The sequence below is a fragment of the Methylocystis sp. ATCC 49242 genome, assembly GCF_000188155.2.
GTDB lineage: Bacteria > Pseudomonadota > Alphaproteobacteria > Rhizobiales > Beijerinckiaceae > Methylocystis.
In genome coordinates, this window is record NZ_KE124774.1 from 2,109,635 (window position 1) to 2,123,398 (window position 13,764).

Below are 13,764 nucleotides of genomic sequence, written 5' to 3' on the forward strand. Positions count from 1 at the left end.
GCAAAATGCGTCGCCGGCTGTTTTTTCCGTGAGTTGCTATACCCGCGGCGCCCGCCGCGCATCTCGCGGATCAGCAGGGCCGGTTCGTCATGCAGCTCGATGCGCGGGATGTTACACGGCAGATGTTTTTTGAAGCGTCGCCTCTTTTTGTGTCAGCAATTTGACTTGGACCTGACCACAGAAGCATAATTAGCGCCAGCTAAACAAGACAACGCCGACACTCAGGCGTTGCGGGAGGAAGCCTTGACCTTAGCCTTAGAGCAAACTTCAGATATTCAGCACACGCGCCGCCCTGACGCCAAAGCTCTGGCGAGACGCATGGGGGAGCTCAAGGCCGAGGCCCGTGACAAGGGTTATTTCAACGTCCCGCTCTGGGAGCAGGCGCTTCGCTGCCTGGAGCTCGTGATGCTCCCCGCCATCGCCTTCGCGCTCCTGACTCAGGGCGGCTTCGCCGCCGTGGCGGGCGCGATAATCCTCGCCATCCATTACCCCCGCTCGGGATATCTCGCCCATGACATCGCCCACAACCACTGGGGGCCGCGGAACGAGCCGAAGGCGCGCGCGATGCTGAGTGTCGTGGCCCTCACGCAGGGCTTCGGGGCGACGTGGTGGGTCGAAAAGCATGAGTTGCATCATTCCTTCCCCAACGGCTGCAGAATGGGCGACGACGGCGTCTTGAGGCCGATCGACGGCGACATCGACACCGCGCCATGGCTCGTCTGGGACAAGGCTCTGGCGAAATACAATGCGCTGGCGAGAAATACGGTTTGGGACAAGATTTTGTCCTTTGCGATGCCCCGGCTGCAGGTCGCCCTGTTTTTCCCGCTTCTCGCACTCTCCCGATTCAACTGGAGCTGGCAGAGCATCGAAACGGCGATGCGAAAGGAAAATTTCCTCGAAGCCTTTCTTTGCTCCGCGCACTGGATTTTGGGCCTTACCCTCGCCGGCTTTCTGACCCCCGGTCCCGCCTGGACGGGATGGGTATGGTTCCTTCTGGCCCAGTGCCTGGGCGGATTCATTCTCGGCTTTGTCTTCGTTCTCAACCACACCGGGATGGAAGTTTACGACGCCGGCGCGTCTGGCGGCTTCTATGACAGGCAGGCCCGAGCCACCAGAAACACGCCGAGTTCGATATTCCACGACTGGGCGACCGGCGGTCTCAACAGCCAGATCGAACATCATATGTTTCCGACGATGGCGCGGGGCAACCTGCCCAAAATGCGAGAGGCGACGAAAATCGCACTCCTCGACTGCGGCTACGCCTATGAGGAGCTCGGAAACCAGGAGGCCATCCGCGCCGTAATCAACACGTTGAGCGAGGCTGCGAGGGCCTGATCCTCAGACAACGCCCGTAATCATGCGGAAGGCCGACTCGTGATCGCCTTCCGCTCTTCCCGGCCCCCGGGCAGCGACAGGATATTTGGTTGTGACTTCCTTCCGGTTCGACTGAACCGAAAGGAAACGCCGCCCTTGAACCGACGGCGTTAATAGGCCCCCGCCTCGAATTCGAGGGGCGTGATATCCCCCGCCTTTCTCGCCTAACTGCATTCCGACCGGACGGCCAACGTCGGCATGAAATACGACAGCATTTGAACGGTGGCGACGACGCGCTCTACCGCGAGCCTCGGGACGTCGGCAACAGCCTCGGCAGAAAGAGAGAAATCTCACGCCGCGAAACGGCCCCTGCGCGCCAAACTATTTCAGGGAAAGAGCCTTGTCGCGCGATCAATATGTCCTGCTACTTGATGCAGTTCGCGATCTTAACGCCCGACAGCCTTCGCACATTCCTCGGGCGCGTTCTTGATCTTCATGCATTCGCTGTAACGCACCGCCTGCTCCTTTTGCATTCTGCTCTGGCTGTTCTCCCTGAGAGCGACAAGCGCCAGAGCGGCGAGGAGCGCGTAACCCAGCCACTTGCTCCATTTCTTCGTCTCGAAAGACATTTCCATTCCCCGATGAAGCCTGCAACCGTTCAATGATTGCGGGAATATTACAAATTCGATTGATATATGCCAAGCGCTTACGCCTGAAAGAGGCGCTCTCAACAAAGCCGGGAGAGAGTCTGTTTTCAAAAGTGATTTGCGCCTGAACGGCGCCAAATAAAAAGCGTCAGGGAGGCTCGCCTACTGACTTGGCCGGAGAGACGCCGGCCAAAGGGGCGATGCCGAGCCCTGGCTCCCGGCCGCCACAAACTAGCGTTTCAACTGATCGAGCGCCAGTTCGAGAGGTTCGGTGGACAATTGGATCAAGCCCATGAACGGCATGTCCAACTCGAGAATGAGGTAAATAGCGCCTGTGACGGAAGCGGCGGCCACGAACAGGGCGGTCACCACGCTTGCGTTTCGAGGAGCTGTCAGACCGAAGCTGAAGAAAATGCCCGAAAGCCAGAACAGGAGAACGGCCAAAAATGGCCATTGCAGACTGCTGCTCAAACTCTCGTAAATCTGCCATCGTGAATTCGCTATTTCACTTCCGATCGAAAGCGCTGATGATTTGAGCCAGGCCTGATCCTCGTTTTCGGGCCTGAGGGCAAGCAGCTTTCTTTGTAAATTGTCGATAATGGCGCCGGTATTCAACCTCTCGGCGTCCGCGCCCTGCGCATGCGCCGCATGAACGCGGGCTATTCCATTGATGACCACCTGACGTACCTGATCGCGCGCCTCTTTCGCCTTTGGTCCATATTTTTCAAGAGTGCGATCCAACACAATGATTTTTGCGGCGGAAGATCGCAGCTCACTACCCTTCAAATCAAAGGAGCTCTTCGCGGAGGCGACAAGCAATCCAACGGTCAAGGCGGCAAGGCCAACAATCACCCCTCTGGCCGCCTTGATCGTATCGATCGATTGATCACTGAGGTGATGCTCGGGCAGAAAGGCGCCGAGAATCATGCCCGCCAGCGACCCGCCGAACACGCAAACGAAACCGATCAGGCAAACAATAGTCACGCTCACGGAAAAGCGCCCTCTGTCTGAAGAGTTCCCCCGGGAAGCCGGGTAAATCCGTCCCGGTCAACCGCCCGAGTCACTTCCTTGGCCTGCGCGCAGGCGTCTTGCCGCTCTTCTTGCCCAGGCCCATTGTCATCGCCAATTCAGAGCGCCTCTGGGCATAGTTTGGCGCAACCATCGGGTAATCTGGCGGCAAGCCCCATTTCGCTCGATATTCCTCGGGCGTCATTGAATATGAACTACGAAGGTGGCGCTTGAGCGATTTGAATTTCTTTCCATCCTCCAGACAAATGATGAAGTCGGGCGTAACGGATTTCTTGATCGGAACCGCCGGCTCCTTCGCGACGGCCGCTTCACCGACAACGGACGCGCCCCTGGAAAGTCCAACCAGCGCAGCATGCACGGATTGCAGCAAGGCTGGAAGATCCGACGCCGGCACCGAGTTGTTCGATACATATGCAGACACGATCCCGGCGACGTGTTCGATGTTGGCTGCATGTTCCGGTTGTTTGTCGTCAGACATCCGAGTTCCTTCAGTTCAATCGAATCGCTCAACTCGATTACTAAATAAAACATTTATAGAGAGATCAATACCCGGAATCGGCGAAATCTGAACTGGATGCATTTTGATCTTTATGCTCACATTTTATCCAATGATAAAGAAAGCTCGGATCATTGTGAACATGCTAATTATTTTCTTATAATTTATGTCCACTCATCATCGTGCGTTTAAATTAAATTACCATTAAACATTTAAGCGCCGCCGACCCATGCTAAACCTTGGCTATTAGCTACTTGCGCAGCTATCGTCCTTGGCGGAAGGGTAGCCGGCAATTGTAATCGGCGATCATTTCATCGACCGCGCTCCTCTCCCGCACGAGATAATTTGCGACAGCCTCGCCCAGACGGACATCTGCAAACTCATGCGCGGAATGTATGACAACGGGACGATATCCACGCGCGAGCTTGTGTTCGCCCTGGGCCCCGGCTTCGACTCGTTTGTAGCCATGACGAATTGCGAATTCGATCGCCTGATAGTAACAGAGTTCGAAATGCAGAAACGCCCTTTCTTCGATTGCGCCCCAGTTCCGTCCATAGATCGCGTCATCGCCGAGAAAATTAATGGCGCCGGCGATATATTTGCCGCCGCGACGCGCCATGACCAGTAGTATGCGATCGCTCATCGTCGCGCCGATCTCATCAAAAAAGGCGCGCGTGAGATATGGACGCCCCCATTTGCGGGAAGCCGTATTCAAGTAGAATGTGAAAAACGCATCCCAGTGAAAGGTTTTGATATCCGCTCCCACCAGTAATTCTACGGCTAGTTCCGTTCCAAGCGCATCCTGCCGTTCACGTTTGATCATTTTTCTCTTGCGCGACGCGAGGGAGGCGAGGAAATCGTCGAAATCGCGATATCCCTCATTAATGAAGTGAAATTGTTCACCGGAGCGCAACATGAAACCAGCCTCGCGAAGAGCGCTGGCGTCCGTCGGCGAGGCAAAGGTGACATGAATTGAAGACGCCGCCGCCTCATCACGCAATGCGCGCAACGCGGCAATCAGAGACTCTCGCGCCTTCGCAGGCGCGTCGTCCGCGACGAGCAGCCGACGCCCCGTGACGGGCGTGAAAGGGATCGCAACCTGCACCTTGGGATAATAGCGCCCGCCTGCACGCTCATACGCCTCCGCCCAGCTGTGATCGAAGACATATTCACCCATGCTGTGGTTCTTCAGATAGGCCGGCGCGGCGGCTAAGAGGCGCCCGCCACCGTCTCCAACCAGGGCGTAGGCAGGCGTCCAGCCTGTGTTGCGGCCAACCGATTTCGATTTTTCGAGTGCGAGCAGAAAGGCCGAGGAGACGAATGGATTAAACCGCTCTACGACTTCTTTCTGCGCGGTCGCGCCGGATGGATTGGCGCAGGCGTCCCAGGCCGAGGCGTCGACATCGCCAAGCGATGCAGCGAATCGGATCGTCAACTTTGCGTCGGACATTATCACCAGGCGACGGCGGAAGCCGCTTAGATAGTCCTTCTAACACGACTAAACGAAATTCCGCATCAAGGCCGAGTCGCCGCCTCCAAGGACCTCATAGCAACGCTCAAGCTATCGGCTCCCCGAAAACTCTGCTCGCGTTTTTCAACGAACCGGTCAACGAGATTAAACCCGAAGAGAAGATCGGACCGCGGCTATTTTTAGACATCACGTTTTTCGCCCGGCTGGCCGCAGCGACATTTCGACACATCAGCGTCGATAGCGGGCCACGAAATCGCATGTTACCGATTGCGGTATTAAGCATTTCAACACGAGGTCTGGAATGAACCATAAACATCGCGCAGCTTTGCATGCGCTATTCTCACATCCGATCAGCAGCAACATCGACCCCAAGCTGGTGAAGTCAACCCTGGAGGAACTCGGCGCCGAGGTGGCGCATGGCGGTCACGGGCAGATGATAGTCAAACTGAACGGCTTGACGCACGGATTTCATGAAAGCCAGCATAGCCTCTCCAATGACGAGGTGGCGGCGCTACGCAAGTTCCTTGTCGAAGCGGGCGTGGATCCGGAGAGAGATTATCCGCTCTGACATTGACGCCGGCGCCATGCCGCCGTCGAACCGGGGGTATGAACAAACCGACCATGATCGACATTGCTGTGAATGACCAGCTGGTTCGACAGCGGCTGTTTGTATCGTTTGCGCCGACAAAAGTTATTGAAGGCCCGACTGGCGCGAAACCGCCAGAACCGCGGCGATTGGCTCGAACAAGGCGCTCGACCAGACTGGTCGGGCGTCTTTAATTTAGTATGATCAAGCGTTTCGTGAGCCGGCAGGACAAACATGCAACAAGCTGTCTCTCACATTCGTCAGATTGCTGCTGCTGTGATCGGCAATGCTCTGGAGTGGTATGATTTCATCGTTTTCGGCTTCTTCACGACGATCATATCTCCGCTATTTTTCCCGAGCCATGATGCCCATGCGTCCCTTTTCCTGACAATGGCGACATTCGGCGCCGGCTTCTTCACGCGTCCAATGGGCGGCGTCGCGTTCGGTCTCTATTCTGATCGCAATGGCAGAAAGTCCGCGCTGCAACTTATTATTCTCCTGATGACGGTGGCTGTCGCATTGATCGCTTTTGCGCCTCCCTATTCCAGCATCGGCCTATTCGCTCCGTTGCTGATTACATCAGGGAGATTGCTGCAAGGATTCGCCACCGGCGGCGAATTCGCCAGCGCCACCACTTTCCTCGTCGAGGCGGCGCCGTCGACGAAACGCGGCCTCTATGGATCGTTGCAAATGGTCGGCCAGGGCTTCTCCGCCATGCTCGGAACTCTCGCGGGCATCGTTGTCACCACCGTGCTGACGCCCACACAGATCACGGAATGGGGCTGGAGAATTCCATTCCTGATCGGCCTCCTCATCGGTCCCATCGGGCTATATATTCGCAATCATCTCGATGAAACCGATGTCTTCGTCAGGCTGCAGCAAAGTGGCGCAGGCAGAGCAACGTTGCGCGGCCTGTTGCGCGAGCATCGCCGCGCTCTTTTTGTTTCATTCGGTTTGACAGTAAGCTCCACGATCTACTTTTACGTTGTTCTTGTTTACATGCCGACATATGGCAAGACCGAACTCGGATTGGCGCTCGGCGACGCTTTCATCGCACAGGCAGCGGGGTTGCTTTTCCTGATCGTGCTGACGCCGGTGTTTGGCTCTCTTTCGGACCGGATTGGCCGGCGCCCACTCCTGATCGTCGCCAACGCATTGTTCCTGCTTACCTTATATCCCTTGTTTTCATGGGTGCAAAAGGAGCCGTCGCTGACAAGATTGACAATGATGCAGTTAATTTTCTGCAGCATGATCGCAATCGCAAGCGGGCCGATTTCGACCGCGCTGGCCGAGCAGTTTCCAACACGTATACGTTCGACGGGGCTGGCGACAGGCTACAATTTGGCCGTGATGATCTTCGGCGGCTTCGCGCAACTGATCGTCGCTTGGCTAATTGACGTTCTGAATACGCCAGTCGCGCCAGCCTTCTATGTGATGTTCGGCGCGTCCGTCGGATTGCTGGCCTCCTTTGTCCTAACGGATCGCCGTAGAGTTTCATCGCTCGATTGAGCGAATCCTTGATTGCCGTTTCGGCGGATAGCCGGGATGACGAACAAATCCACCACAGCGATGTGCGGAGCGGGATTGCGCAGAAAGGCGCTCTACCCTGGCTCGGCGGTCCTCGCTGCCTGACCACGTGTTGGGGACGGTTCACAGAGAAACCTCAAACCCGAGCTTCAGCAGTTTGTTCGGAATGCTCGGCGCTCCCCACAGCGGGAGCTCGCCCCTCATTTGTCGTATCCCCGCCCTCCCGCTCGCCCTGAACCTCAGGTTGCCCGACCCAGCCCCATGATTTACGATCCCAATAGCGGCGGAAGCCAGCCCGGTGCCAGCGCAATAGGGTCTCGCGACGGACGATCGTGGCGCTATCGAGGATCGATGGCAACCATCGATCCGGCTGGACGAAAAATCCGGCAGTCGGCGTTCGTCAGCTCGGCGCGAGCGTGAACCTTACGCCACAAGATAATCAATTGTTTTCGGAGCGCGGCTTTATCTGCTTCAAGTCCGCTTCTTGAATTGACGGGTCAAGCCCGAATAGTCGGCAATAAGCGGATCAGCGCGATCAATTCGCCAGCTTGGCCGATTTCGTCGCCATATTAATGTGGATGAGATTTTCGACACATTCGGAGTTAGCATCCGCTGATAAACGCGCCGAACCGTCCTCCGTCGCCCTCGCGCCATATTTAGGCGTTGATCAACCGCAACCGATCGTTCATGAGATCTGCATGGCCACCATTGCGATGTCATCGCTTGGCGGCGTCTCGCCGCAAAAAACGCGAAGATTTTTCAGCAACTCTTTGATCAGCGCCTCGGGTGAAAGATCACGATACGCCTTGAAGGCGTCGCAGAGACGTGCGACGCCGTAGAACTCGCCTTCTCGATTCTGCGCCTCCGTGACTCCGTCGGTGTAGAATAGAAGCTTGTCGCCTACGCGCAGTTTGAGGCTGCGCTCCTCAAAGACCACGCCGCGCTTTACGCCGAGCACCAAGCCGTCCGCATCCAGCAGCGTGCAGCGTGTTTCCGACGACCGCAGCAGCACCGCCGAATTGTGGCCTGCATTGGCGAATTTCAGAATGTGGCGCTTGGGCAGGTAGCGGAAACAGAACATCGTGATGAACAGCTCGGCGCGCGTTAGGTCGGGATGCAGCAACTCGTTCAGGTCGCGCAACACATCTGCGGGACCGCTCCGCGCCGAAGCCCTCTTGCGGAGCTCGGCGCGCAGGGTGCTACGGACCTCTGTCATGATCAGCGCGGCCCCGACGCTGTGGCCCGATACATCGGCGATGACGACGTCGACGACGCCGGAATTCTCGAAATAGTCGAAATAGTCCCCTCCTACATGAGTTGCGGGTAGGCAGACGCCCGCCAACTCCACGCCCGGGACATGCAGCGGGCCCGCCGGCAACAAGGAAAGCTGAATGTGCCGTGCGATCTCCAGTTCGTGCCGACTCTCCTCTGCCCTGCGCTTTTCGGTCACATCCGTCAGCACGCCAATGAAATGCGTGATTTTTCCTGTGTCGTCCACGACTGGCGAAATGAGCAAATCATTCCAGAAGGCGCCGCCGTCCTTTCGGTAGTTCATCATCGTGACTTCGCAGATTTCGCCGGCGGCGAGGGCGTGACGAATTTGCTCCAATACAGCAGGGTCGGTTCCAGGCCCCTGCAGCATTCGCATGTTGCCGCCCAGAAGCTGCTCGCGCGTATAGCCAGTGATGTGGGAAAGCGCCGGATTGACATAAATGCATGGATTCCCAGGCGCCCGCGCATCAGATATTACTATGCCGATCTGCACGGATTCGATCGCGCGATTGCGCACGCGCAATTCGTCCTCGAATTCCTTTCGCCGGGTAATGTCATGGTCCACGCCGCGCCACTTTATAAGCCGGCCGGCGCCGTCGAAAATCGGCGCGCCAGTAGACTCGGTGAATATGTCTCTCCCGTCCTTGTGACGATAGTGATTGACGATCCGATGGAAAGGACGCTGATTCCCAGCTTCCTGCGCGCGCAATCTCATAAACGAAAGGTTCTGATTATCCGGAAAGAACAGCTCCAAATAGCTCCTGTTGCGGATCTCATCGGGGGTCAGACCAAGTATGTCATGGACGGCGTCGCTGCTGTAAATGTAACGGCCGTCCGGATCCTGCTCCCATAGCCATTCACCCGCCATCGCTGCGACGTTGCGAAAACGCTCTTCGCTTTCGGCGAGGGCCTCCTTGTCACGCTTCTGCTCCGTTATATCCTGTTGGATCGCGAGATAATGCGTGATCTCTCCGTCAGCGTCACGCAGGGAGGTGATGGTCTCCTGCGCCCAGTATAGTTCGCCATTTTTTTTGCGATCCTGAATTTCGCCGCGCCATTCCTCACCGCTACGAATTGCATCCCAGAGCCGACGATGCTGCTCCTTGCTCGTATGACCTGATTGCAGAATACGCGGATTTTTGCCGATGATCTCATTGGCTTCGTATCCCGTCAGGCGGGTGAAGCAGCTGTTTACATATTCGATGCAGCCATCCTTGTTTGAAATCATCACAGCGACGGGACTTTGGTCGACGGCTGCAGACAATGTCAGCAGCCGCTTTTCGGCCAGCTTCAGCCTGGTCAGATCATGTGTGACGCCAACAAAATATCGCGCGCCCTCAAGCCGGATTTCACCGACCGACAGATACATCGGGAAGGAAGAGCCGTCTTTGCGCTGGCCGGCGACCTCACGCCCCAGGCCAATGATCTTCCTGACGCCGGTTTCGCGATAGGACGAAAGATAGTCGTCATGCGCCTCACGATAGGGCGAAGGCATCAGCATCTTCACGTTCTGGCCGAGCACCTCTTTTGCGGCGTAGCCGAACAGCTTCTCGGCCCCGGCGCTGAACAACTGAACCTTGCCGTATTCGTCGATCACGACCAGCGCATCCGGCATTGCGCCGAAGATAGCCTCGAGCTGCTCCTTCATATCATGAAGCGCGGCGCCTCCTCGCTCCTCGTCAGCGCGCTTGCGAAGCTTCAATAACATCGAGACTGCGCCGGGCGTCTCGAGCGCACGCAGGTAGCAGGTCAGACTTGCTGTCGTTCCATCCTTGCGATGAAGCTGCGCAGGCGTCCATCGTTCACGCGGCCACAGCGACCAGTCGGCGGGATCGATCTCGCGGTTTCCGAATGTGAGCGCAAGTCTCTTCACGAATGGCTGGCCGGACAGTTCTTCCGTACGGTAGCCCGTCAGTTGCTCGGCCGCGCTGTTCATTTCGCATAGCGCTCCTGACGGGTCGAGCAGGCAAAGGCCTTCATCGAAGGCGTCGATGATCGTGCGCGCAGACGGATGCAATTTCACAAGGTCTGCTCCCTGATCCGACAATCGGCGTCCGCTCGCTATCGGCTCCATTTCTATCCTGCTCCCAGCGCGGCGTCTAACGCTGTGACGCCGGCGTCAATTAAGGTGTCCAGTTCCGCCACGAACGCCGCGAAGGGCGTGAGCGTAGTTGGTCCCGACTCGCAAAGCTCGGCGCGCAGTCGCTGAAGACACGAAACACGCGACTCCATGCCGAGCTCGGCGAAGAGCGACCCCAGTGTGCGCAATCCTTTGCGAAGTTGCATCGACACGATTCGTGCTGGAGCGGCGCGAAGGCGATCCTCGAGCGCGGACTGCAATCGTTGCTCCCAGGCCTCTCTCGGTTTCACATTGCCTAGCAGCGTTACGATCTGGCGCAATCCCAGCATATTCGCGATCTCCTCGGAAAGCTCCGCGATGACATGCATGCTTTCGTGCGACGCCTGCGCCAGTTCCACCAGAATCGGGAAGTCGCGCAGCCGCGTCAGGAATAATTGCCGAGAGGCTTCGGCGGCAATGAAGGTCAATTCGGCGAATTCTCCGTTCTCGCTGAACTGATCGAGATATTCGCGCAGATAGGCCCGCCACATTTCGACTTCCTCGTCGCGTGGAAGCAGGCGGCGGCCATGCTGAATGGCCCATCGGCAAAGATGCGCCAATGCGTTTTCCAGTTGCAGAAGATATTCATATTGAAGGCTCGCGGTCATCTTTCCGTCGAGCGCCAATATTGCTTCACGCCATCGATCGCCCTCCAGAATCCGATCAAAAGCGAGGTAAATACCTACCACCGCGAGCAAAGTGGTCGGCGCGAGAGACTCGCCAATCAGCAGGAACGATGCCCCCGCCTGATCGACTACTTTGTTGCAAATCATTGTCGCGACGATCTCCCACGCAAGCGAGTGCTCTGTCAGGCGATCCGCGTAGCGCGCTCGCACTGCCTCGGGGAAATAGGCGGCGAGCAGATCAAGGGTCCATTCCGCCTGCAGGAAATCCGGCGACTCCAGAGCCGTGCGCTTGAGCGCCAGTTTCGAATGGGCCATCAACGTCGCTAGTTCAGGCCTGGTCAACTGTTTCCTTGCGCGCGAAGAGACTTCCTTGTGCAGCGGGAAAGCGTCGATCGTCCGATCCAGAAATCCCGCATTCTCGAGTTGGTCAGCGAGGTCCATGAACGGCTTGGCGTCCTCGCCACAACGTTCGCATTCCAGCGAGAGGCAGAGGCTCTGGCGATAGTTGTTGCGCAGGACTGAGGCGCAGACGTCTTCGGTCAGCGCGGCGAGCAAGCGATTTCGTTCGCCCTCGGAGCGATCAGGCTGGCGGCCTTCCGACAGGCCGAGGAGGATCTTCAGATTGACCTCATGGTCGGAGAGATCGACCCCCGCGGAATTGTCTACGGCGTCGGCATTAATGCGGCCGCCGTTGAGGGCATATTCCACCCGCGCCTGATGGGTGAAAGCGAGATTGGCGCCCTCTCCGACAACCTTGGCGCGAAGCTGGATCGCATCGACACGCGCGCCGTCGTTGACGCGATCGCCGACGCTTTCATTCGTCTCGAAGCTGGCTTTTACATACGTGCCGACGCCGCCCATCCACAACAGATCGACAGGCGCCGTCAGCAGCAGACGGATAAGGCCTTCGCCGTCGATCGAGTGTGTCCGGACGCCGAGCCATGCGCGCGCCTCCGCGCTCAGGCAAATGTCCTTGTCGTCGCGACGGAACACACCGCCGCCCTTGGAAATGAGCGTCTGATTATAGTCCTGCCAGGTTGAGTTTGGCGTTTCGAACAGGCGCTTGCGCTCCCCAAATGACAGATGCGGATCCGGCGCCGGATCCAGAAATATATGGTGGGAGCTGAATGCGGCAAGCAGACGAATATTGCTCGTGTGCAACATTCCGTTGCCGAACACGTCGCCGTCCATGGAGCCGACGCCGACGACGCTGAATGGCTGTTCGTCTATGTTGCGTCCAAATTCAAGAAAATGCCGTCTTACACAGATCCAGGCTCCGCGCGCGGTGATCCCGAGCTGCTTGTGGTGGTATCCGTTCAATCCGCCGGTTGCGAAAGCGTCGCCCAGCCAGAAGCCGTAAGATTTCGCGATCTCGTTGGCAACGTCCGACCAGCCCGCGGTACCCTTGTCGGCCGCTATGACCAGATAGGGATCGGCGTCGTCGTAAGTTACGAGTTCAGCAGGGTGGATCACTTGAGATCCCGCCAGATTATCTGTCAGATCCAGCAATCCCCGAATGAAATCCACATAGGCGTCCTTCGCAATGCGGTAGTTTTCGTAAGGCGTCCCGCCGGATATCTTGACCACGAATCCGCCTTTGGCGCCCTGAGCGACGATCAGGGCGTTCTTCACCATTTGGGTCTGCATCAAGTCCAGTATCTCGGCGCGAAAGTCTTCCAGCCGATCCGACCAGCGGATCCCGCCGCGCGAGACTCTCGCCCCACGCAAATGAACGCCTTCCATCGAGCGCGAATGGACGTAGATCTCCACCATGGGTTTCGGGCTCGGCATGTTGATGACGCCGAGACTGTTCATTTTGAATGCGATGGGATCATCGTCACGTCGACCCTGCAGATATATGTTCGTGCGCAGGGTGGCGTCGATCAGATTGAAGAGATCGCGTAGCAAACGATCGTCGTTCACATCCGCAACCTTGTCAAATCCCTCGATCAGCTGAAGTCGGATGGATGTCAGAACATCGAGCTCGGCGTCATATCGCTCGCCTGCTTCGCCACTGGGCTCGAAGCGAGCCTTGAAATAGCGATACAGGAGACCGGCGACCTCGACATTGTTGACAAGCGACTGATATATTCGATTGCGATCGAAGCGTCCTCCGAGCTGGAGATAATAATTGCAATAGGCGCGAAGCAGATCTATCTCTTTCCAGTTCAATCCTGCTAGCAGGGTCAGCCGATTGAGAGAGTCGTCCTCCGCCCGCCCGGAGAGCAGGACGTCGAGCAATTGAAGGAGCGCCTTCTTTGAAGCCTGAAGGCTGCCGGCGCCCTTTGTCGTCGGCTCGACGATGAAATTTCGGATGAATCGGCGCTCGGCGCCGACGGTCACGTCGAACCGCATCTGATCGACGACGCGGAGCCCCAGGTTCTGCAGCACCGGCATGAGCTCGTCGAGTGTGTGTTCCTTTATGCAGTAGATTCTCAGTTCGTGGCGTGCGCCGTCGGGCAACTGCGGATGGAGATCCGCCACCTCGCGCCCACGGTCGGCCGCCGCTTCTAGCGACAGGAGGTCGCGGGCCGCACGCCACGGCGCAACCAGCAAACGATAGCTCGCCGGAAATACGCCTTCGACAGAACAGGCCGGCCGCTCCAGTCGAAATCTGCGGACTGCGCGATCAAGAAAGTTATGAAAGGCGGATTCCCAGTCCATTGCCTCATGACTA

9 protein-coding genes are annotated in these 13,764 nt (G+C 57.4%); 3 read left to right on the forward strand and 6 right to left on the reverse strand.

Going from position 1 to position 13,764, the window contains the following annotated elements:
• Positions 1–318: 318 nt before the first annotated feature.
• Entirely contained in the window at positions 319–1,335 is a 1,017-nt protein-coding gene (locus MET49242_RS12385; protein ID WP_036283217.1) for a fatty acid desaturase, read from the forward strand.
• Between the two features lie 425 nt (positions 1,336–1,760).
• Here MET49242_RS12385 and MET49242_RS12390 read toward each other — a convergent pair whose 3' ends face one another.
• The 4 genes from MET49242_RS12390 to MET49242_RS12405 form a co-directional block, all read right to left on the reverse strand.
• Complete coding sequence (locus MET49242_RS12390) at positions 1,761–1,943, reverse strand: hypothetical protein (protein WP_144259610.1); 183 nt, start codon at positions 1,941–1,943, stop codon at positions 1,761–1,763.
• A 249-nt stretch (positions 1,944–2,192) separates the two neighbouring features.
• A complete protein-coding gene (locus MET49242_RS12395; protein ID WP_036283220.1) occupies positions 2,193–2,951 on the reverse strand; it encodes a DUF4239 domain-containing protein in 759 nt (252 codons plus the stop codon).
• Positions 2,952–3,021: 70 nt separating this feature from the next.
• On the reverse strand, positions 3,022–3,468 hold the full coding sequence (locus MET49242_RS12400) for a MucR family transcriptional regulator (protein WP_036283222.1): 447 nt from the start codon (positions 3,466–3,468) through the stop codon (positions 3,022–3,024).
• Between the two features lie 280 nt (positions 3,469–3,748).
• The gene (locus MET49242_RS12405) at positions 3,749–4,936 is read right to left on the reverse strand and encodes a GNAT family N-acetyltransferase (RefSeq protein WP_036283223.1); all 1,188 of its coding nucleotides are present in this window, start codon (positions 4,934–4,936) and stop codon (positions 3,749–3,751) included.
• A gap of 322 nt (positions 4,937–5,258) precedes the next feature.
• Here MET49242_RS12405 and MET49242_RS12410 point away from each other — a divergent pair, with 322 nt between their 5' ends.
• Positions 5,259–5,525, forward strand: coding sequence for a hypothetical protein (locus MET49242_RS12410; protein WP_036283225.1), 267 nt, complete (start codon positions 5,259–5,261; stop codon positions 5,523–5,525).
• Positions 5,526–5,777: 252 nt separating this feature from the next.
• Entirely contained in the window at positions 5,778–7,052 is a 1,275-nt protein-coding gene (locus MET49242_RS12415) for an MFS transporter (protein ID WP_036283226.1), read from the forward strand.
• A gap of 703 nt (positions 7,053–7,755) precedes the next feature.
• On the opposite strand, the gene MET49242_RS12420 is transcribed toward MET49242_RS12415, so the two are convergent.
• Entirely contained in the window at positions 7,756–10,416 is a 2,661-nt protein-coding gene (locus MET49242_RS12420) for a PAS domain S-box protein (RefSeq protein WP_192815597.1), read from the reverse strand.
• 2 nt (positions 10,417–10,418) lie between these two features.
• Positions 10,419–13,751, reverse strand: a complete 3,333-nt coding sequence (locus MET49242_RS12425) for an NAD-glutamate dehydrogenase domain-containing protein (protein WP_036283230.1) — start codon at positions 13,749–13,751, stop codon at positions 10,419–10,421.
• Between the last annotated feature and the right edge of the window lie 13 nt (positions 13,752–13,764).